Below are 19,491 nucleotides of genomic sequence, written 5' to 3' on the forward strand. Positions count from 1 at the left end.
CCCCGCTGGTGCGGCCCGGGCCCCCAACCGGGCCGCACCAGCACCCCGCCGGTTTGTGGGAGCCCTCGATTTCGAGCATCCGCTTCGCCGTCGGAGCGGTGCTCATCTCGGGGTGGCTCGTGGCGCTCTCCTGGCGAACACGCCACGAGGTCGCCTGACCGTCACTGGCCCTCCCAGACCGCCTTCGCCCCGGAGTCGCCGGTGCGCACCACGTAATACACGGTGACGGCGGCGGCCACCAGCGACAGCACCTGCAACGCCAGGGTCAGCGGCCGAGCGGGTCGCCCGTCCGCGCTGGCGTCGGCGGCCCTCGGCGGGACGAGCCGGACCAGCGCCAGGGCCACCACGCCCAACCCGATGCTGGCGTAGAGCGTGATGTCACCGAACTCCTGGTGCGCCTCCAGCTTTGGCAGGAACTCAGGGGTGACCCGGTTGGCGGCGCGCATCCGCTCGAGGAAGGCGTCGCCGGAGAGCTTGGTCAGCAGGGCGGCGACCGGCGCACCCACCGCCAGCAGACCCAGCACCCACCGGGTGTGCGGCCGGATCGGCGGGACGAACGCGTAGCCGACAGTCAGCAGGGCCAGCAGCGGCACGAACGCGACAGCGGCGTGCAGCAGCAGAGGGTGGGCCGGGATGCCCATGATCTCCTCGAACATCGGCGTCTCCTCCGGTGACATCGGCATGGACGGTGATCGTCCACACCGGGACGCTATCGGTACCAAGCGGGCGTGTCATCCCCGCTGATCGATCACCTGTCGCGACGTGACTCAGGTCGTCGCCGCGCGTACGCCGAGGCCGACCAGGATCACGCCGGTCAGCCGATCGAGCATTCGTCGCACCGAGGCGGTGCGGAGCAACCGGGCGGCGGCACCGGAGAGGAAGGTCCAGCCGGCGAGCCAACAGGTGTGCAGCGCGGCGTGCGCCGTGGCGAGCAGCACCATCGGCAGCAGGACCGGTCGGCCCGGTTCGAGGAACTGCGGCGCCAAGGTGAGGTAGATGGCGGCGGCCTTGGGGTTCAGCACGTTGCCGAGCAACCCTTGCAGGTACGGGTGGTCCACGCGCCAGGGCAACCTCCGGGCGGAAACCGTCGGTCGCCGTCCCGCCTCCGGGCGACGGCGCGACGCGGACCAGAGCATCCAGAGCCCGAGCCCGACCAGATATGCGGCCCCGACCAGCTTGACCACCCAGAACGCCTGCGATGAGCGGAGCACCAGCGCGGCCAGGCCGACAGCGGCCAGCGTGGCGTGCACGTAGAGCCCGGTGACCGTACCCAGGATGACCCACCAGCCCTGCCGCCGCCCGCCGGTGGCGACCCGCGAGACGACCAGGGTCAGGCTCGCGCCCGGCGTGGCGGTGATCGGCGCGACGGCGACCAGGAAGCCGAGCACCGCGACCCCTTGCATCCTCAGACCACCACCCGGTAGTGGGTGGTGAGCAGGCCGGCGTCGTCGTAGACGTGGAACGCGACGCCGGGCGGCTGGGTCTGGGTGGTCAACGGGCCGTCGCCCTCCCATGGCATCCGCAGGGTGGAGACCACACCCGGGGCGATCCGCAGTGGACGGCCCGCGAAGGTGCTCGCGGCGGCGGTGTGGAAATGCCCGGTCAGCACGGCGACGACCTGCGGGTGGGCGGCGACGAGCGCGGCCAGGGGGTCGGCCGGCAGTAGCCGCATCGGGTCGATGACCGGGTGGTGCAACACCACCGGCGGGTGATGCAGGGCGATGAACGTGGGTGTCCCGGCCGGCACCGAACCCAACTCGTCGGCGAGCCAGGCCATCGTCTCCTCGTCCAGGTGACCGTCGTCCGCACCGGGCACGGAGGAGTCGGCGAGGAGGAAGACCGCCCCGGCCACGTCGTGGCGGGCGTTGATCGGGCCGGTGCCGCCGCCGTCGTCACCGAGCAGACCCTTGCGGTACGCGGCGCGCACATCGTGGTTGCCGGGGCAGACCATGACCGGCAGCGGGGATTCGAAGAGCTTCGCGGCGGTTTCGTACTCGGCCACCTCGCCGTGGTCGGCGACGTCCCCGGTGATCAGGATCGCGTCGACAGGTCGTGGTAGGCCGTGCAGATAGTCCATGACCCGGGCGGTCCGCTCGGCCGACCGGGGATGGCTGTCGAGGTGGGTGTCACTGAGGTGCGCGATGACCAGCACGAGGCTCTCCTAACGGCTATCAACGTGAAAGCCGTCAGGAACGCTACTCCGGGCCAGGTCGGCCAGCGCAGCGCGATGACCGCCGCGGTCAGCTCCGCGAGCGCGGCAGGCAGTCCTTCTTGTACTTGAGGCCCGACCCGCACCAGCAGGCGTCGTTGCGCTCCGGTGGCCAGGCGATCCGCGCGCTGGGCCGCGCCGACACCTCGGCCGCGTAGCCCGCGCGGACCGCCGCGTCAGCCGGATCGCCGTCACGTCGATCGGCGAACGCGGTCAACCCGGCCACAGTCGCGGCGAACACGCCCAAACCGGCCTGACCGGCACCCCGCAGCCGAACCAGCTCCGTCTCCAGCCGGCCCCGGTGCGCGTCCCAGTCCGGCCCGTAGACCTCGGCGAGGGCGGGATGCTCGGCGAGCAGGCGATCGAACTCGGCCCGCGGCCAGAAGAGCAGATCCGACTCGGCGTCCCTGCGCTCACCGGCCCGACGGACGAGCTGGGTCTCCAGCCGGTCCGCCAGGTCGTCCTGCCGGTCGTGCGGCAGGTTCAGGTTGCGTCGTACCCGATGGCGCTGTTGCAAGAGGAAGAAGGCGACACCTGGCGCGTCCGGCGGACCGAGATCGACCACCGGGTCGATGGCGGTGCTGGCCGGCCCGGACGCGGCGGTCGCATGCTCCTTCAGGAGCGTGTCGACCGCCTCGCTCAGCCACGTCTCGGCGGTCGCCGAACGCCCACCGGCGTCCAGCGCGGCACTGACGTAGGCGGGGGCGTCGGGCTGCACGAGCAGCAACGGGCGCAACGCGGTCAACTCCGCCATCGCCTCGTCGTCGTGACCGCCGGCCCGGAACAGCGTGCGGGCCCGCAGCGCGCGGGCGAACCCGGCCCGAGGATCATCGCCGGATGGGTACGCCGCCAAGGCCTGCTCCGCGTACCGCAGCGCGGCCTCGGGCCTGGCCCGGATCTCCGCGATCTCGGCGGCGAGCGTCAGCGCGTCCCCGGCGTCGTCCGGGTCCTCCAACCGGCCCTGCTCGACGGCCTCCGCGAGGTCGGCGGCGACACCGAGCGGATTCGCCGTCCCGAGCGCCGAGCGGCGAAGTTCGGCGAGGTCAGCCTTGGTGAGTGTCTCTCTCGTCGGCACGATCTCACGGTACGTCGGGGTGCTCGCGGTACGCGGGCAGATCACCTGTTACCCCGCTCTCATGCCGCCCGCCGGGCGGACTACGACCACGCGCCGGCCGCAGCGGCCCGCGTGGCGTAGGTGTCGAAGTCGAGCGCGTCCCGTCCGAGAACCCGACGCACCCCGTCGGTCGGTTCGGCGAGATAGCCCGCCCGCATCCCGGCGAACAGGGCGTTCAGCGCCGTGGCCGCCTCCGCCGGAAAGCCCTCGGCGAGCAGTTCGGCGTGGTACTGCTCCGGGGTGAGCTCCAGGTAGCGGATCGAGCGGCCGGTCACCCGCGCGATCGTCGCCGCCGCTGCGGCGAAGGTGAGCGCACGGGGGCCGGACAGGTCGTACACCTGTTCGTGGTGACCTGGCGAGGTCAGCAGCGTCGCCGCCACGTCGGCGACGTCCTGGGCGTCGACGAACGGCTCGGGCGTGGCCCCCATCGGCAGGGCCAGCCGACCATCGAGCAGTGGTTGGCGAAACAGGTCCTCGCTGAAGTTCTGACTGAAGTTGTTCGCCCGGATGATCGTCCACTCGATGCCGGACCTCCGCACCGCCTCTTCCGCGGCGAGCATGCCGGGGGAGAAGTCACTGACCCGGTCGATTCCGCGCCCGGAGAGCGCCACGATCCGGCCGACACCGGAGTCGACTGCCTGCGTCACGAAGTCGGTGGCCAGCGCCGGGTCCTCCGGAGCGAGCAGATAGACAGCAGAGGCACCCGCCACGGCCGGCCGCCAGGTGTCCCGCCGCGACCAGTCGAAGCGCACCTCACCGGAGCGAGAGGCGGCCCGGGCGTGGTGACCCGCCGCCCGCAGCGTCTGAACCAGCCGGCGACCGGTCTTGCCGGTGCCGGCCATCACGAGTGTCGAAGGTGCGTCCGTCGTCATGACCACGAGTCAACGCGCCCGATCGTGGGCGGGACATGTCCTGTCGTACGCCGGGCATGTCCCATCGTCCGCGGTCCATCCTCCGCGATCTATCGTCGGTGACATGGACCCGTTCGACAATCTGCTGCGCGGTCTGCACGCCGACGGCGCGGCCTTCGGCCGGTCGGTGCTGACCCCGCCGTGGGCGCTGCGGTTCACCGACGGTGCCCCGCTGACGCTCTGCGTTCCAATGCGGGGCGAGGGCTGGATCTCGCATCCGGACAGCGACAAGCCTCGCCTGGTCCGGGTCGGCGAGGCGGCCATCGTGCGCGGGCCAGCGCCGTTCGTCTTCTCCGCCGAGCCCCGGTCGAGCTTCGAGCCCGGGGAACTGCGCGACGTCCGGCGCGGCCAGACCGGGGTCCTCGACCCGGTGGCTGCGGATCACACCGACCGACCCGTGCTGCTGGTCGGGGTGTACCACGTCCGGGGTCGGGTGCCTCAGCGGTTCCTGGGCGCGCTGCCGCCGGTGCTCGTCGTGCCGGAAGACCAGGACTGCGCCGCGCTGCGCGACTACCTGGACGCCCAGCTCGATGCGGGTCGGCCCGGACGGCAGGTGGTGCTGGACCGCCTGCTGGACTGGTTGTTGGTGTGCACGGTTCGGGACTGGTTCGACCAGCCGGAGGCCGAGGCGCCCGGCTGGTACCGGGCGCTGAGCGACGACACTGTCGGTCCGGTGCTGCGCGCCATGCACGACGCCCCGGGCCGGCCGTGGACCCTGGCCAGCCTGGCCGCCCATGCCGGGGTCTCCCGTTCCACACTGGTGAAACGGTTCACCGCGTTGGTGGGTGAACCGCCGCTCACCTACCTGACCGACTGGCGCATGGCGGTAGCCGCCGACCTGCTGTCCGAATCGACAGCGACGGTCGCCGCCGTGGCGCGTCGCCTCGGGTACGCGGACGCGTTCGGCTTCAGCGCGGCCTTCAAACGCGTGCACGGCCTGAGCCCGAGCGGGCATCGACGGCTCACCCGGGTCGACGCCACGGCGGCGTGACCGCTGCACTTCAAGGGCCCAGAGCCGGTCGACGAGTGGTCGCAAAACCAACCAACTACGGTCATCTGCCGTCAACCCGTCGTCGGTAGCGTCCGGTCGCCAGTTTCCCGACCAGGTCGCACAAAGGCGGAGTTATGGGCACTGTGGATCGCCGTACGTTCCTCAAGGCGATGGGAGTTCCCGCGATCGGCGCGGCGCTTCCGTTGGACCTCAGCAAGGCGCTCGCCATCCCGGCGAACAACCGGACCGGCACGATCAAGGACGTCGAGCACGTCATCATCCTGATGCAGGAGAATCGCTCCTTCGACCACTACTTCGGCACCATGCGTGGCGTACGCGGCTTCGGTGACCCCCATCCGGCGACACTGCCGTCCGGCAGGGACGTGTGGCACCAGCCCAACGGGAACGACGAACTGCTGCCGTTCCGCCCCGAGGTGAAGGACCTCGGCCAGACCTTCCTGCCGGACCCGCCGCACGGCTGGAACGACGGGCACGCCGCCTGGAACGACGGCCGGTTCGACAAGTGGGTGCCGAACAAGGGCGTCACGGCGATGACCTACCACACCCGCCAGGACCTGCCGTACCACTACGCGCTCGCCGACGCCTTCACCGTCTGCGACAGCTACCACTGCTCGCTCATGGGCCCGACCGACCCCAACCGCTACCACATGTGGAGCGGCTGGGTCGGCAACGACGGCAAGGGCGGCGGCCCGGTCATCACCAACGCCGAGGCCGGCTACGACTGGTCCACGTACCCGGAGCGGCTGGAGCGCAACGGCATCTCCTGGAAGATCTACCAGGACGTCGGCACCGGCCTCAACGCCGCCGGGTCCTGGGGCTGGACCAACGACCCGTACATCGGCAACTACGGCGACAACTCGCTGCTCTACTTCCACCAGTACCAGAACGCGCAGCCCGGAACGCCGCTGGCCGACAGGGCCAAGACCGGCACGGAGATCCACACCCAGGGCCGCGACCCGGAGGCGCTGCTGGCCGACTTCCGCGCCGACGTCGAGGCCGGACGTCTGCCGGAGGTCTCCTGGATCACCGCCCCCGAGGCGTACACCGAGCACCCGAACTGGGAACCGGCGTACGGTTCCTGGTACATCTCGCAGGTCATCGACATCCTCGCCGCGAACCCCGAGGTGTGGAGCAAGATGGCGCTCTTCATCACCTACGACGAGGAGGGCGGCTTCTTCGACCACGTGGTCCCGCCGACGCCCCCGCAGAGCCGCGAGCACGGGCAGTCGACGGTGCCGACCACCAACGAGGTCTTCCCCGGCGACGCCGACCACCCGGCCGGGCCGTACGGCCTCGGCATCCGGGTGCCGATGGTCATCGTCTCGCCGTGGACGCGCGGCGGCTACGTGAACTCGCAGGTCTTCGACCACACCTCACTGATCAAGTTCCTGGAGGCGCGGTTCGGGCACGGCCGGCCGGACCTGATCGAGAAGAACATCACCCCGTGGCGGCGGGCCGTCGTCGGCGACCTGACCACGGCTTTCGACTTCCGGCACCCGAACCGCTCGCGCGACGTCAGGCTGCCCGACACCAACGACTTCAAGCCCGAGGACCTGGTCCGGCACCCCGACGAAATGCCGGTCCCGCCGGCGGACCAGCGGCTGCCCAAGCAGGAGCACGGCGTACGCCCGGCCCGGCCGATCCCGTACACCCTGCACGCCGACGGGCACCGCGACGGCGACTCGTTCCGGATCGACTTCCGCAACTCCGGCGGCGTCGCCGCGGTCTTCCAGGTCCGCCAGCCCGGCAGCGCCGATGCCCCGCGCAGCTACACCGTCGAGCCGGGCAAGCACCTGAGCGACACCTGGCCGGTCACCTCCGGGTACGACCTGTCCGTGCACGGGCCGAACGGGTTCTTCCGCCGGTTCACCGACGGCCGGTCCCACCTCGACGTCACCCCCGCCTACGACGAGCACGGCTACAAGCTCGCCCTCACGCTCACCAACCGCGGGTCGAAGCGGGTCGAGGTGACCGTCCGCGACGGGTACCACGCCCGACCGGTCACGCTGTCGCTGCGACCCGGCGAGACCGAGCGCGCCACGTGGGCGCTCGCCCGCACCCACGGCTGGTACGACCTGACGATTTCCGTCGCGGGCGACGCCGACTTCGCGTACCGCTGCGCGGGTCATGTCGAGAACGGCAAGGACAGCATCAGCGACCCGGCCCTCGGCGGGCTCGTCTGAGCGACACCGCGTCACCCGGGCCGCCGCCGGCCCGGGTGACGCGGCGCGGCACCGCGATCGGCGGCGGATTTGCGGATGAGCGTGATGACTCACAGGCATATTGATGCCGCACAGTCATCACGCTCGTCACGGCGCTCGCATGTCGGCTCTGTCAGAACTCCTCGTACACCGCCGGGTCCTGGTCCGAGAGCCGCCCGTCCGGGCGGCCCAGCGCGGTGATGGCCTCGACCTGCGCGTCGGTGAGCGCGATACCGAAGACGTCCAGGTTCTCGGCCTGCCGCTGCGGCGAGGCCGCCTTGGGCAGCGGAATCACCTGACGGGCCACGTGCCAGGCGAGGATCGTCTGCGCCGGGCTCACGCCGTGCGCGGTCGCGATCTCCACGACGACGGGGTGCTGCTGGAGGTCGTTGCCGTGGCCGAGCGGGCTCCACCCCTGCACCAGGATGCCGTGCTCCCGGTGGTAGTCGAGCGCCTCCTGCTGCGGAAAGTACGGGTGCACCTCGATCTGGTTGACCACCGGCGCGACCCCGGTCTCGACCACCAGCCGCTCGATGTGCTCGGGCAGGAAGTTGGAGAGCCCGATGTGCCTGACCAGGCCACGCTCACGCGCCTCGATCAGCGCCCGCCACGCCTGCACGTACAGGTCTTCCTTGGGGTTCGGCCAGTGGATCAGGTACAGGTCGACCCGGTCGAGGCCGGTGCGGAACACACTCTCCTCGATGGTGGTCAGCGCCTCGTCGTAGCGGTGGTGCCGGCCCGGCAGCTTCGAGGTGACGACCAGCTCGTCCCGCACGTCACCGGCCGACCGGGCGGCCCGGCCGACAGCGCCCTCGTTCTCGTAGTTCACCGCCGAGTCGATCAACCGGTAGCCCGTCCGGATCGCCTGACCGATCGCGTCGACACCCGCCGAGCCGTTCAGCTTGTACGTACCCAGCCCGATCGCCGGCAGAGCCGTGCCGTCAGCGGCCGTCAGGTGCGGAATCGTCATGATCGGAACCCTACCCGCGTGGGGGCGTCCCGGATGGCGAGCGCGGCCTGGATGAGCGCGGCGTGGGTCAGCGTCTGGGGATAGTTGCCGAGGTGGGCACCCGTCGCCGGGTCCACCTCTTCCGGGTATAGGCCGAGTGGGCTGGCGTGGTCGAGCATGGCCTCGAACAGCTCGACGGCCTCACGGCGGCGCCCGGTGCGGGCGAGGGCCTGAACGAGCCAGAACGAGCAGGGCAGGAACGCGCCCTCGGTGCCGGGCAGCCCGTCCCGCCCGGGCGGGTAGCGGTAGAGCAGTGGCCCGCCTGCGGAGAGCCTGTTCCAAATGGCGTCGATGGTGCCGCGTACCCGGGGTGAATCGGTCCGGTCCATGTCGAGCAGCGGGAGGACGAGCAGGGCCGCGTCGAGATCCGGGGAGTCGTACCTGCGGACGTAGCTGCCCGCCGTCGGGTCGAAACCGCGCGTCCGGACGTCGGCGGCGATGGCGTCCCGGGCGTCGTGCCAGCGTCGGCGTTGACGCTCCGGCAGGGGGTGTGTGCCGGCGATGGCCAGGGCCCGGTCCAGCGCGAGCCAGCCCATGAGCTTGGAATGGACATGGTGGGCCGGCTCCCGGACCTCCCAGATACCGGCATCGGGCTCCCGCCAGCGGCCGGCGACCACGTCAGCGAAACCGCGAACCGCCCGCCACGTCTCGGCGGGGAGGCGGTGCCCGGCCTGAGCGAACACCCAGGCGGCGTCGACCACCCACCCGTAGCCGTCGAGCTGGTGTTGACCTGCGGCGCCGTTGCCCATCCGTACCGGAACGCTGTTGAGGTAGCCGGGCCAACCGGCCAGTTCACGTTCCGCTGGAACGCGCCGGCCGTGCAGGGTGAGCAGCGCCGGCAGGCGTGGCCGTTGCAACCGGGTGGCGTGCAACAGCCAGGCGAGGAAGCCGCGTGCCTCGTCGGTCTTGCCGACGCTGAGGAAAGCGCCGACACCGATGCTCGCGTCACGGGGCCAGACATAGCGGTAGTCCCAGTTCCGTACACCGCCGGGATCCTCGGGCAGCGACGTGGTGGGTGCTGCCACCGGCGCTCCCGAGGGCGAGTAGGTCAGCAGCCGCAAGGTGAGCAGACTGCGTACGACGTGTTCCCGGAACGGCAACCGCTCGTCGATCTCCGCGGTCCAGGCCCGCCAACGGGCCTCGTCCTCGACGAGCAGTTCCCAGGCGGCTGTCGGGTCGACGTGGATCATCGGCTCGCGGTGGGCCACAGCCAGGACGACTGTGACCGGATGTCCCGGCGTGACCGTGAACGAGGTGGGCCGACCCGGTTCACATCTGAACGCGGGCGTGCTGTTCAGCGCGACCGCCAACGCCCCCCACTCACAGACGAGCCCTTGGCGCCGGTGCTGTGCTCGGGGCCGGTGGTGCCGCGCGCCAAGGCGGGGATCGAACTCCACCACCGCCTCGACCGCTGCCTGCTCGGCCGACAGCCGTCGCACGATCAGTGTCGTGGGCAGCAGGCGACCACTGACCTCGGCCACCATCGCCTCCGTGAGGCGGAGCCGCCCGCCGCCCGCCGCCCAGGTGGTCTCCAGGGTGGCGGTGTGCTGCCGGTAACGGCGTTCAACGACACTGGCCGGCCCGGCCGGGCCCACCCGGAACGTTCCGGCGTCCGGGCCCCCGACCAGTCGGCCAAAGAGGGGATCGCCGTCGAAGCGTGGAACGCAGAACCAGTCCATCGCGCCGTCACTCGCGACCAGGGCGGCGGCGCGCGTGTCGCCCAGCAGACCGTAGTCGCTGATCGGTGGCTTACCGGTCATGGCGACCGCTCCTCGACGCGCCACGCCGGGGAGCAGCCCGCGTCAGGCCGGGACGGTAGTCGGGCGCCGGTCACCTGGCCTGCAGGAGCAGCCCGAGACAAACCCCGTAGACGACGTGGACGACAGCCGTGACCAGCGGGGTCTGGATGCCGTAGTTGAGAGCGAACAGCCCGGGCGGCTCCAACACCGCCGTGCTCGCCGGTCCCGCCCGTTGCGAGGCCATGCGCGGATGGACACCAGGAAGCAGCGGCAGAATCACCGTCAGCGCGATCCCGACGTGCACAATCCCGAGCAGCCCCCCGATCCACCACTCCGCCCGGTGCAACAGCGCGAACGTGGCCGCGTAACCCAGGGCGAAACCCTGACCGGTACAGAGGTGGAAGAAGAACCCGACGACCCGGGCCCGGTCGGGGTCCTCCGTGACGAAGGTCCCGAGCACCAGGGGGATGTCGAGCCGGGTGAGACCGGCCAGTTGAGCGGTGATCATCGCCGCGGTGAGCGCCGCGGTGGCGACCAACCCGAACAACGCCCATCCGGCCCAGTCCATCTCAGCAGTCGTCGACGTCGCGGGCGTTCGCGGTCATCGGTCACCCTCCGGCTGAACAGCGTGAATCCCACGGCCCGGACCGGACACCAGCCCACCGGGTGTCCGGTTTCTCACCATAAGCCACTGGAGCGGTCGCGCCGACCTGCTCGCTCAGACGTCCCGCGACGAGTTGGCAGCGGGACGGGGTCAGTTTCTGGTGTCCACGGTCGGCTCAAGTCGCGCAAGCAGGGTGCTCACCTCGGTGTGCAGGCGACGCAGCTCTGCTGCCGTGGGAGCCAGCTCGTAGCAGTGGTGGTGCGTGGCGGCGGAGAGCGTCGCCCAGGCGAACGCCACCCGACGGGCGGTTTCGCGGCCGGGACCGAGCCGGCCGCGCAGCATCAACTGCTTCGCGCGGCCCTGCCGGCACTCCGCCACGGTCGGCTTGACCCGCTGCCAGTAGGCGTCGACGCCGCCTTCGAGGGCGAGCCGGATCAGGCAGGCGCAGGCCCGCGGCCACCAGCCCGCAGTGATCGCCGCAGCACCGAGCAGACCGGTGCCGCGCAGCAACTGGTCGGCCGCCGCCAGGCAGCGCTGTGGCGTCGGCGCGGTCACGACAGCGCCGCCGCGAGGAGGCGGGCGTCCGCGACCAGTCCGGGCAGGTCCGCCAGGTACGCGCCGTGCACACCTTCCCGGCATGCCTGGTACGCGTCAGCCGCCCGCCGTCCGTGCCGGCGGAGCAGCTCGTTGCGTACACCACCGCCCCGATCGGGGTCGTCGAACAACGCCAACGCGACGGTGGTGGCCAGCCGCCGGGAGGCGTCTTCGATGGCCGCCTCGATGTCGGCGTGCCGGACACCCCGCGCCACCCGGTTCCGCCAGACCGAGCGGTGGCAGGCCGCTTCGACCGCAGAGCGGCACAGCTCCGCGACCACCGGCCCGCGCACCTCGGCGGGGATCTCCTCGTTGCGCGCCAACGCGTACGCGTCGTCCAGGTAGCGGGTTACCGGGTCAGAGCCGGGCCGCAGCGTCACCACCGACTTCTCCGCGCGGGTCACCTCGATGATCCGCGCCTTGCCGAGATCGAGTCGGCGGACCGCGTCCGGCAGCCGGGTGTCGTGGGTGAAGACGACCACCTGCCGCTGCTCGGCCAGCTCGGCGAGCACCCGGGCCAGACCGTCCACCTTCGACGGATCCATGCTCTGCACCGGGTCGTCGACCACGATGAACCGGAACGGGCTCTCGGGGGCGCAGCTGCGGGGCAGGAACGTCGCCAGCCCGAGCGCCTGCATCTCACCCTGACTCATCACACCCAGCGCCGTGCCGTTGTCGGCGCCGTCCACGCTGACCGGGAAGACCACCCGCCGTCGGGTGTTCGCGCCTGCCAACGTCATCGCACCCAACTCGACGTTGCTCTCCTGCCGCAGCTGCGCCCAAATGTGCTGCGAGTGCCCGGCGAACGGCGCGACCCGCTCGTTGCGGATGGCCGTACCTGCGTCCTTCAGCCAGGCGCGCGCGGCCTTCAACCGGGCCACTGTCGCCTCCCGCGCCGGCAGCCCGCCGACGGTCGCCAGCCACTCGCGCACGTCGGCCGCCGCCGCCCGCCAGCCGGTGTCGCGCTGCCGCAGAAACCCCTCGGCATACGCGCGGGCCGCGTCGACCGCCGCCACCACCGCCGGGTACCGCGCCGCCAGGTGGTCGGCCAGCTCGGCCGGCTCCCCAGGTACGCGCCGCAGCGCGACAACGGCGTCACACAGCAGCCCGGTCGTCGGCTCCGACCCGGGGCCCTCGGGCACCACGAGGTCGTCGATCAGGTGGTGCGTCTGCCGCAGCAGAGCCGTCAGCCGGGTCGTCGCCGTCTGGGCGGCGACGCTGCGCTGCCGAAGCTCGCCGAGCGACTGTGCGGCGGCGGCACGCCAACCACCGTCGAGGGTGCCGGTGACGCAGACCGGGCACGACCCGTCGCCCTCGTCCTCGTGATGTTCGAGGGCGAGGCGGAGCAGCTCGGCGCTCCGCAGTGCCGTCCGGGACCTCCCACCGTCGTACCGCCGGGCCTCGACCGCCGCGTCCCGCAGCTGACCGGCCAGCCGGGTCACCTCGTCGACCGGCGGGGGCGAGGGCGGCGAGCTCCCGACAGAGCAGCACCTCCCGGTCGGTGGTCGCCTCGTCCGGCTCGTCGAGGATCGCCGTCACCGCCGCGAGGTCGACCGCGCCCCGGCCACGCAACAACGCGGCGGTCCGCCGGGCCCGGTCGTCGGCGATCCCGTCGAGCGTGGCGACCAGGGTGGCGCGCTGTGCGCGTACCTCCTTGATGCTGGTGTCGTGCGGCCGGGCGGCGCGCAGCAGACGCTGGTCGGCGTCGGTGAGCGCGTCCAGGCCGAGGATCGCGAAGAGCGCGTCGAAGAGCTGACTCTGCGTTCCGGCGGCGAGCTTGCCCAGCTCGGCCGCGGTGAGGAACGGCCGGTACAGCTCCAGCGAGCGGGCCAGACCCAGCTCGGAGAGGTCCGCGTGCCGGCCCTGAGCACTGGTGACCGTCACCTCGGCGTCGGCCAGTTCGGCACCGACCGGCCAGGCCCGGTGCACCCGGGTCGGCGTGGCCACCCCGTCGACGCGCAGCTCCACATCCACCCAGCACGGGTCCGGGTTGTGCAGGTTGCGCCACCCCGTACGCCAGACGCTGGTCTTGTCGGCCCAGCGGGCGCTGTCGCCGGTGAGGGCGAGTTCGGCGGCCTCGGCGAAGCTGGACTTCCCGGAGCCGTTGCGGCCGACGACCAGGGTGAAGCCCGGGCCGGGGCCGATCTGGATGGTCCGTTCCGGGCCGACGCCGCGGAACCCGGCGACGGTCACCGACTTCAACCAGATCCGTTCCGCCGGACCGTCGTCGGCGGGGGAGCGGGGGTCGAGCCGGGTGGGAGTACCGGCGAGCGCGGCGGTCAGGTCCTCTTCGCCGGTGAGGGCGGCGAGGACGAGTTCGGCGGTTTCGGTCGGTACGCCGTCAGCGGCGGCCAGTCGGTCGAAGATCAGTTCGATCAGGGGCGCGGTGGTCTGTGCGGGCTGGGTCATGGTCGTCTCCAGGCGTGTGGTGTCCGCGGGCCGACGGCTCGTCGACCCGCCCGGGGTGAGCGGTGGAAGTGCGGGTTACCGCGGTCGCGCGGTCAGAGCGTGGCGTTCGCGTGCCAGTCGCGCAGGAACGCGTCGACCAGGGCGTGCGCACGAGGACGCAGGTCGAAGGACTCCTCCCGCCGGCGGCGGGCCATGTGCGACAGGCCGTCCGCGGCCTCGTTGAGGGCGTGGCCGCTGTGCCCCTTGACGTGCGCGAACGTCAGGTCGGGGCGGTGGGCCACCTGCTCGGCGAGCCGGACCAGGGTCGGCTTGTCCGACCAACGGCGCTGCCGCAGGCTGTAGCCGGCGGGCATCGCGTCGGCCTCACCGGCCTGCCAGCGGTGCAGATACCGCACGGCCGTCAGACTGTCCAGCAGCACGGTCATGCCCGCTGGCACCTCGTCGTACCCGCCGAGCAGATAGTCGACCGCGCGGAGTTCGTCGACGAGTACCCGGGACCGGCCGGTCGGGTCGAGCCGGCCGGTGCCCCGCCCGAGCAGACCGTAGTGACCGTCGCTGACCACGTACCCGATGCCGCCAGCGCGGCCCTTCCAGCTGGCGTCGGTCGCCGCCACCAACGGACCGGCCGCCTTCGCCCAGCGGAGCACCCTGCCGCGCCCACGGTCCTGGTCGGGAAGCGGCAGGCAGTCCGCCTTGCGCCCTGAGTGTTCGCTGTGCGCGGCGGCGAGGCGCTCGGCGGTGTCGAGCAGCTCGGCGGCGGAGGTCAGCTCGTCGTAGTGGGCGGCGATGAGGGCGAGGTGGACCGCGTCACCGATGCCCTGGCAGTCGTCGCAACGGGTGGCGCGGGTGTAGGGGCGGAGGATGAGGACGCGGTCGTGCAGGGGCGGGGGGAGCTGGGTCAGGGCGCGGAGGAACTCATCGGGGCGCACGACGCCTCCTGACGTCTAGTGATGGGGAAAGGTTCACTGAGTTCTCACAGCTCCGACACGTCGGTCACGACGGCGGTCAGCGTGTCGCCGGAGCGCTTCGTGCTGGCCGTCTCCTCCTCTCCTTTGTCGAGCGGGATGCTGTGGAGCTGATGTCGTGAACGGATCAGGCGGACGGGATGCCGACGACCTCGACCTCGACGCCCTCGTTGCGCAGTGACTTCATCGCCCGGTAAAGCGCGACCTGAGCGAAGGTGAAGAGCGACTTCACGGTGAGCGGCTTGCCGGAGCCGAGGGCGATCGCGTAGATGACCTTGCGGGGCTGGAAGTTCAGGTCGACGATCCGCCCGGACGGCTGCCGGTCCACCATGTCGACCAGCGCCTTGCGGGCGTCAGCCTCGTACCGCAGCGCGTCGACCGACACCGCGCCCTGCGCGAAGAGGTGGCTCAGCGCCGAGCTGCCCGTCGCGCGCTTGACGTGGATCAGCTCGTCGCCGGGTCCGAGCAGGTCGCAAGCCTCGATACCGCGAGGGTGCTGACTCGTCCGCAGCAGCCGACGGTCCAGCAGGGTCAGGCCGCAGACCTCCGCGGCGTGGACGTTGTACTTCGCCTCGTCCGTCAGGTCGGCGGTCCAGGCCGGGAGTGCGAAGCTGGCCGGCCTGGCCAGGATCTGCTCGATCTCGTCGCGGAGGAATTTGCGGTGCTGGTCGCCGATCTCGTACCAGCCGCCCTCGTGCAGCAGAAGCTGACTCTCCCCGTGCGCGAGCTGTGCGGTGATCCACCGCGACACCGCCGTGGAATCGATCTCCTCCTCGCCGGCCGTGTCCGCGTAGAGGGTGACGCGTCCGTTGCAGAGCGACGGCCACCGCTCGCCGTCCGGGACGCCTTCGGTCTGCGCGAGCACGTCCGCCAGCGTGAGCTCCGGCAGACGCGCCGGCGCGAGGCCGGACTTCGGCACCCGAAGCCTGTACGACTGGACCCGCTCGATCTCGCTGAAGACCCGGCCCGGTACGGCCAGCCCGACCTCCGCCGGATCCGGCAACCGGAGCAGCCGGTCCAGCTGCTCCTCCACCGTCGACAGCCGTGGGTCCGTGGCCGGCACCGGACGGATCTGGGTGATGAACTCCAGGTCAGCGAAGGGTGCTTCCTGCTTGCGGACCCGATCGATCTCCCGCAGGTCGGCGAGCAGGCTCGCGGGTTCGACGCCGAGGTGGATGCGCAGGGTGTCGCTGCCCTCGACCGGGGTGGCCTTGCCGGTGGACCGGCAGACGGTGAGGTTCGGGTTGAACGTCCGCCCGCAGACCTGGCCGACGATCTCGCCCCACTTGTCGATGCCGTACATCCGGATGTGCTGACCGCCCGGGACCATGTTGCGGTCGACCCGGCCGGTGGTGCCGAACACCCGCCGTCGTACCTGCTTGATCTCGTCGGGGGCGAGCGACCGCACCGCGAAGCCGATCCCGAAGCCTGGGTTGGCGAGGTCCAGATCGACCATGTGACGACCGACGGTGCCGTAGGTGAGGGCGTAGACGTTGTCGTCGACCACGACGAGCAACGCGGCACCGCCACTGCTGAACCCCAGGTCGGTTTCCTCTCCGGTCAGCGAGGCGAGCACATCGCACCAGCCGGCCCGCTGGCGCGGCACTGTCCCGTGCACCAGCAGCGCCGGTGCACCGGCGACCAGGCGCTCCTCGACCAGGAAGTCGTGCTGTCGCACGTAGGGGTGGTTCACCGCCTCATGCAGGCCATCGACGGTCGGCGTCACCCGTTCGAGCTGGTAGACCGACGTCAGATAGGTGCCCTCCGGTCGCCCGGGCAGGTCGAGGTCGAAGAGGGTGGGTGCTTCGTACGGCGGACGGGTGACGTCCTTGCGGACGACACGGCGGTTGGTCGGTCTGGTCGTGGTGGCCCTGGTCGTGGTCGGCTGGCTCGCACGGCGCACGTCGATCTCCTCGCGTTGAGAATCGGGGTGGCGGTGGTGCGGGGGGAGGGGTACGCCGAGGACGGGCTTCGCGGGTCCCGCCCTCGGCGCGAGGGGTCAGCTCAGGGCGACGGTGACGCCGCCGGAGAACATCGAGTCGTGCAGCTCGAGCTTGGTGAGCTTGACGTTCTTGGGGATGTCGAAGACCACGACGCCGTTGACCTGGTTGCCGGGGTTGATGTCGTTGAGGAACGTCTCGGCGTTCTTGTTCGCGTAGATCGCCGCGCCGGTGTCGGCGGAGTACTCGGTGCCGTCGGCCGCGTAGGCCTTCTGGCTGCTGCCGTCGAACATCTGCGCTTCCTTGCCGATGTTCTTCACGTTGACCGTGACCAGGCAGAACTGGCCCTGCGCCTTCTGGCCGAGCATGTCGCTGCCGATCTTGGCGACGCCGCACTTGGACGACTTCACAGTGAACTCGAACTTCCCGTCCCGGGCCGGCTGCCCGATCTTGGCGGTCTTGGCCGGCTTCTCCTCGGCCTTGGCGCCACCCGCGTCGTTGCTGGAGTCGCTCGCGATGTCGGTCGAGCCAGCGCCGCAGCCGAGGGCGACGACAGCGGTGGCGAGCAGGGCGAAGGTCGTGGTCTTCCGCATGGCTTCTCCTGAACTGGAGGGTGGCGGCACTCAGTGACGCCGCAGGGGATGGATTGCGCCGCAACCAGCGCGGCGAAAGCAACGAAAGTAAAGCATCGCGTGAAAACACTGTCAACCACGATGTTGCCATCAACCGTCCGCTGTCCTAAGGTTGCGCTGACTGGTTGTCAACGAGGAGCAGACATGCCACAGGTCACCGCTGCGGAGATCTCCCGCATGGCTGGCGTTAGCCGGGCGACTGTCAGTAACTGGCGCCGCCGCCACACCGACTTCCCGTCGCCCTCCGGCGGGACCGAGACAAGCCCCGCGTACGACCTGGACGCGGTCCGTTCCTGGCTCAGCGGTCGAGGTCAGCTGCCGGCCGAAACGCCGGCGGAGGATCTGCGAGCGGCTCTGCGTGAACGCCCAGAGAAGGGTGAGCCGTTACGGCTGCTGCCGTTGGTGCTCGCCGCGCACCGACTCGACCCCGCATACCTCGACAGGGCGCTGGACCTGGCCGACAGGGATCTGATCCGGCGTGCCACCAACCTCACCGGCGATGCGGTGACGTACGGTGGCGACGAGGTCCCGGTCCTGCGGGCACTGCTGCGCTGCGTGCGGGAAGACGGCGCGCTCGTCGCCGCCGACCTTCTCGGCGAGCGGGGCGCCGACGATTCGACCACGACCGGCACGTACCGGACACCGGCGGAGGTGGCGGATCTCATGGCCGATCTGCTGCCCGGCCCCGATCAGCGTTTCCCCGCCGACGTGTACGACCCAGCCTGCGGGGTCGGCGGGCTGCTTGCCGCGGCTGCCCGTCGTGGGGCTCGCCAACTGTACGGACAGGATTTGCTGCCAGCTCAGGCAGCGCAGGCCACGACGCGGCTTGGCCTGCAATTCATCAAGGTGCGCGCCGACATTCGCGGTGGGGACAGCCTGCGCGACGACGCGTTCCCCGACCTGGGAGTCGGCGGGGTGCTGTGTAATCCCCCGTACGGCAACCGCGATTGGGGCCAGGAGGTCCTCGCGTACGACCCGCGCTGGGTCTTCGGTCTGCCACCGAAGGGTGAGCCCGAGCTGGCCTGGGTCCAACACTGTCTTGCCCACCTCGCACCCGGCGGTCGAGCCGTCCTGCTGATGCCACCCGCAACCGCCGAACGTGCCTCCGGTCGCCGCATCCGAGCCGAGCTGGTGAAGAGCGGGGCGCTCCGGGCGGTCATCGCGCTGCCGGCCGGTGCCGCACCACCCCCGCACATCGGTCTGAACCTGTGGGTCCTGACGCGACCCGATGACGGCGCTCAGACGGCTCCCGACACCGTTCTCTTCGTCGACGCAGCCGGGCCAGGCCGACAGGGCTGGGAGTCCGTCCGCGACGCCGCGCTCAGTGCCTGGTCGGCGTATGACGGCGGGGTGTTCGAAGCCGTGCCCTCGGTGGCGCGGGCGGTGCCAGTCGTCGATCTGCTCGCCGGGCCGACCGACCTTGCTCCGGCCCGGCACGTTCAGTCGGTGACGGTGGCCATCCGGCCCGCGGATCACCTGCGCCAGGTGCGGCGGAGGCACGCCGAGCTGCGACACGCGGCGGATGCGCTGATCGGCGTGACGGAGCGGAGCAAGCGGTGGACCGCTGCCGGCAAACAGCCACAGACCTGGCGTACGACGGCTGTCGCGGACCTGCTCCGAGGCGGGGCGCTGACGTTGCTGCGTGCGGTACCCGCTGGTCGCGCAGCCACCGTCGACGCAGACGTCGAGATCCGTGCCGGGGATGTCATCCTGCCGGAGTTGTTCGCCCGGCCCTACCGCGCCCGCGTCGCCGCTGCCGCGGACGATGGCCGTCCGCTGGGCCGCCAGCATCTCCTGCTGCGCCCCGATCCGCAGCGCCTGGACGCGTGGTTCCTCGCGGGGTTCCTCAGCGCGGAGGAGAACGTCAACGCGGCCGCCACCGGAAGCACCATCGTGCGGGTCGATGTGCGCCGGCTTCAGGTGCCGGTCATGACGCTGCCAGACCAACAACGGTACGGACGAGCGTTCCGCCAGGTGCAGGAGTTGCACGATACAGCCGCCACGGTGAGCCGACTCGCCGACGAGGCCGCGGGCGCCCTCGGCATCGGCCTGACCGGCGGTGCGCTGCTTCCACCGGACGAGGCGTAACCGTGACCGATCTTGGGCTGTCACCATTCGCGGTGACGCGACTACGGTAAGACCCCCACTTGAC

At 71.2% G+C, this 19,491-nt stretch carries 17 protein-coding genes; 3 read left to right on the forward strand and 14 right to left on the reverse strand.

The window, feature by feature from the left end; all coding sequences use genetic code 11:
- Positions 1-161: 161 nt before the first annotated feature.
- From ACLQ3F_RS26945 to ACLQ3F_RS26965, 5 genes are all read right to left on the reverse strand, one after another.
- Entirely contained in the window at positions 162-683 is a 522-nt protein-coding gene (locus tag ACLQ3F_RS26945; RefSeq protein WP_425852146.1) for a DUF2231 domain-containing protein, read from the reverse strand.
- Between the two features lie 84 nt (positions 684-767).
- Positions 768-1,403, reverse strand: a complete 636-nt coding sequence (locus tag ACLQ3F_RS26950) for a LysE family translocator (protein WP_425852148.1) — start codon at positions 1,401-1,403, stop codon at positions 768-770.
- A gap of 2 nt (positions 1,404-1,405) precedes the next feature.
- A complete protein-coding gene (locus ACLQ3F_RS26955; protein ID WP_425852149.1) occupies positions 1,406-2,152 on the reverse strand; it encodes a metallophosphoesterase in 747 nt (248 codons plus the stop codon).
- An 88-nt stretch (positions 2,153-2,240) separates the two neighbouring features.
- Positions 2,241-3,284, reverse strand: a complete 1,044-nt coding sequence (locus ACLQ3F_RS26960; RefSeq protein WP_425852151.1) for an SEC-C metal-binding domain-containing protein — start codon at positions 3,282-3,284, stop codon at positions 2,241-2,243.
- Between the two features lie 80 nt (positions 3,285-3,364).
- On the reverse strand, positions 3,365-4,195 hold the full coding sequence (locus ACLQ3F_RS26965) for an NAD(P)H-binding protein (RefSeq protein ID WP_425852153.1): 831 nt from the start codon (positions 4,193-4,195) through the stop codon (positions 3,365-3,367).
- A gap of 103 nt (positions 4,196-4,298) precedes the next feature.
- On the opposite strand from ACLQ3F_RS26965, the gene ACLQ3F_RS26970 reads away from it, so the two are divergent.
- Together ACLQ3F_RS26970 and ACLQ3F_RS26975 are read left to right on the forward strand one after the other, a co-directional pair.
- Entirely contained in the window at positions 4,299-5,225 is a 927-nt protein-coding gene (locus tag ACLQ3F_RS26970; protein ID WP_425852154.1) for an AraC family transcriptional regulator, read from the forward strand.
- Between the two features lie 134 nt (positions 5,226-5,359).
- The gene (locus tag ACLQ3F_RS26975) at positions 5,360-7,429 is read left to right on the forward strand and encodes a phosphocholine-specific phospholipase C (protein WP_425852156.1); all 2,070 of its coding nucleotides are present in this window, start codon (positions 5,360-5,362) and stop codon (positions 7,427-7,429) included.
- Positions 7,430-7,580: 151 nt separating this feature from the next.
- On the opposite strand, the gene ACLQ3F_RS26980 is transcribed toward ACLQ3F_RS26975, so the two are convergent.
- The 9 genes from ACLQ3F_RS26980 to ACLQ3F_RS27020 all read right to left on the reverse strand — a co-directional run bounded on the left by ACLQ3F_RS26980 (position 7,581) and on the right by ACLQ3F_RS27020 (position 17,300).
- Positions 7,581-8,417 (reverse strand): aldo/keto reductase, encoded by an 837-nt coding sequence (locus tag ACLQ3F_RS26980; protein WP_425852157.1) that lies wholly within the window; start codon positions 8,415-8,417, stop codon positions 7,581-7,583.
- Positions 8,414-10,216 (reverse strand): glycoside hydrolase family 15 protein, encoded by a 1,803-nt coding sequence (locus tag ACLQ3F_RS26985; protein WP_425852159.1) that lies wholly within the window; start codon positions 10,214-10,216, stop codon positions 8,414-8,416. Before ACLQ3F_RS26985 ends, ACLQ3F_RS26980 begins: the two co-directional genes overlap by 4 nt.
- Before the next feature lie 70 nt (positions 10,217-10,286).
- Positions 10,287-10,763 carry a hypothetical protein gene (locus tag ACLQ3F_RS26990; RefSeq protein WP_425852161.1) on the reverse strand — a complete coding sequence of 159 codons (477 nt, stop codon included), beginning with the start codon at positions 10,761-10,763 and terminating at the stop codon, positions 10,287-10,289.
- A 186-nt stretch (positions 10,764-10,949) separates the two neighbouring features.
- The gene (locus ACLQ3F_RS26995; protein ID WP_425852163.1) at positions 10,950-11,354 is read right to left on the reverse strand and encodes a hypothetical protein; all 405 of its coding nucleotides are present in this window, start codon (positions 11,352-11,354) and stop codon (positions 10,950-10,952) included.
- The gene (locus tag ACLQ3F_RS27000; protein WP_425852164.1) at positions 11,351-12,535 is read right to left on the reverse strand and encodes a hypothetical protein; all 1,185 of its coding nucleotides are present in this window, start codon (positions 12,533-12,535) and stop codon (positions 11,351-11,353) included. Before ACLQ3F_RS27000 ends, ACLQ3F_RS26995 begins: the two co-directional genes overlap by 4 nt.
- Positions 12,489-13,802 (reverse strand): AAA family ATPase, encoded by a 1,314-nt coding sequence (locus ACLQ3F_RS27005; RefSeq protein ID WP_425852166.1) that lies wholly within the window; start codon positions 13,800-13,802, stop codon positions 12,489-12,491. The genes ACLQ3F_RS27000 and ACLQ3F_RS27005 overlap by 47 nt, the downstream gene beginning before the upstream one ends.
- A gap of 92 nt (positions 13,803-13,894) precedes the next feature.
- Positions 13,895-14,731: a ribonuclease HI gene (locus ACLQ3F_RS27010; RefSeq protein ID WP_425852168.1), complete on the reverse strand. Its 837-nt coding sequence runs from the start codon at positions 14,729-14,731 to the stop codon at positions 13,895-13,897.
- Positions 14,732-14,894: 163 nt separating this feature from the next.
- Positions 14,895-16,670, reverse strand: coding sequence for a DUF6119 family protein (locus ACLQ3F_RS27015; protein WP_425852170.1), 1,776 nt, complete (start codon positions 16,668-16,670; stop codon positions 14,895-14,897).
- 96 nt (positions 16,671-16,766) lie between these two features.
- Positions 16,767-17,300, reverse strand: a complete 534-nt coding sequence (locus tag ACLQ3F_RS27020) for a DUF4352 domain-containing protein (RefSeq protein ID WP_425852171.1) — start codon at positions 17,298-17,300, stop codon at positions 16,767-16,769.
- A 183-nt stretch (positions 17,301-17,483) separates the two neighbouring features.
- Between ACLQ3F_RS27020 and ACLQ3F_RS27025 the strand changes: the two genes are divergently transcribed.
- A complete protein-coding gene (locus ACLQ3F_RS27025) occupies positions 17,484-19,427 on the forward strand; it encodes an N-6 DNA methylase (RefSeq protein ID WP_425852172.1) in 1,944 nt (647 codons plus the stop codon).
- The last annotated feature ends 64 nt before the right edge of the window (positions 19,428-19,491 follow it).

The sequence above is a fragment of the Micromonospora sp. DT15 genome (genome assembly GCF_049841475.1).
Classification (GTDB): domain Bacteria; phylum Actinomycetota; class Actinomycetes; order Mycobacteriales; family Micromonosporaceae; genus Micromonospora.

Coding starts and splice junctions, on each gene's coding strand:
- ACLQ3F_RS27020 (WP_425852171.1), bottom strand. CDS start 17,300: ATGCGGAAGACCACGACCTTCGCCCTGCTCGCCACCGCTGTCGTCGCC.
- ACLQ3F_RS26985 (WP_425852159.1), bottom strand. CDS start 10,216: ATGACCGGTAAGCCACCGATCAGCGACTACGGTCTGCTGGGCGACACG.
- ACLQ3F_RS26965 (WP_425852153.1), bottom strand. CDS start 4,195: ATGACGACGGACGCACCTTCGACACTCGTGATGGCCGGCACCGGCAAG.
- ACLQ3F_RS26990 (WP_425852161.1), bottom strand. CDS start 10,763: ATGGACTGGGCCGGATGGGCGTTGTTCGGGTTGGTCGCCACCGCGGCG.
- ACLQ3F_RS26975 (WP_425852156.1), top strand. CDS start 5,360: ATGGGCACTGTGGATCGCCGTACGTTCCTCAAGGCGATGGGAGTTCCC.
- ACLQ3F_RS27005 (WP_425852166.1), bottom strand. CDS start 13,802: ATGACCCAGCCCGCACAGACCACCGCGCCCCTGATCGAACTGATCTTC.
- ACLQ3F_RS26980 (WP_425852157.1), bottom strand. CDS start 8,417: ATGACGATTCCGCACCTGACGGCCGCTGACGGCACGGCTCTGCCGGCG.
- ACLQ3F_RS26945 (WP_425852146.1), bottom strand. CDS start 683: ATGCCGATGTCACCGGAGGAGACGCCGATGTTCGAGGAGATCATGGGC.
- ACLQ3F_RS27025 (WP_425852172.1), top strand. CDS start 17,484: ATGCCACAGGTCACCGCTGCGGAGATCTCCCGCATGGCTGGCGTTAGC.
- ACLQ3F_RS26950 (WP_425852148.1), bottom strand. CDS start 1,403: ATGCAAGGGGTCGCGGTGCTCGGCTTCCTGGTCGCCGTCGCGCCGATC.
- ACLQ3F_RS26970 (WP_425852154.1), top strand. CDS start 4,299: ATGGACCCGTTCGACAATCTGCTGCGCGGTCTGCACGCCGACGGCGCG.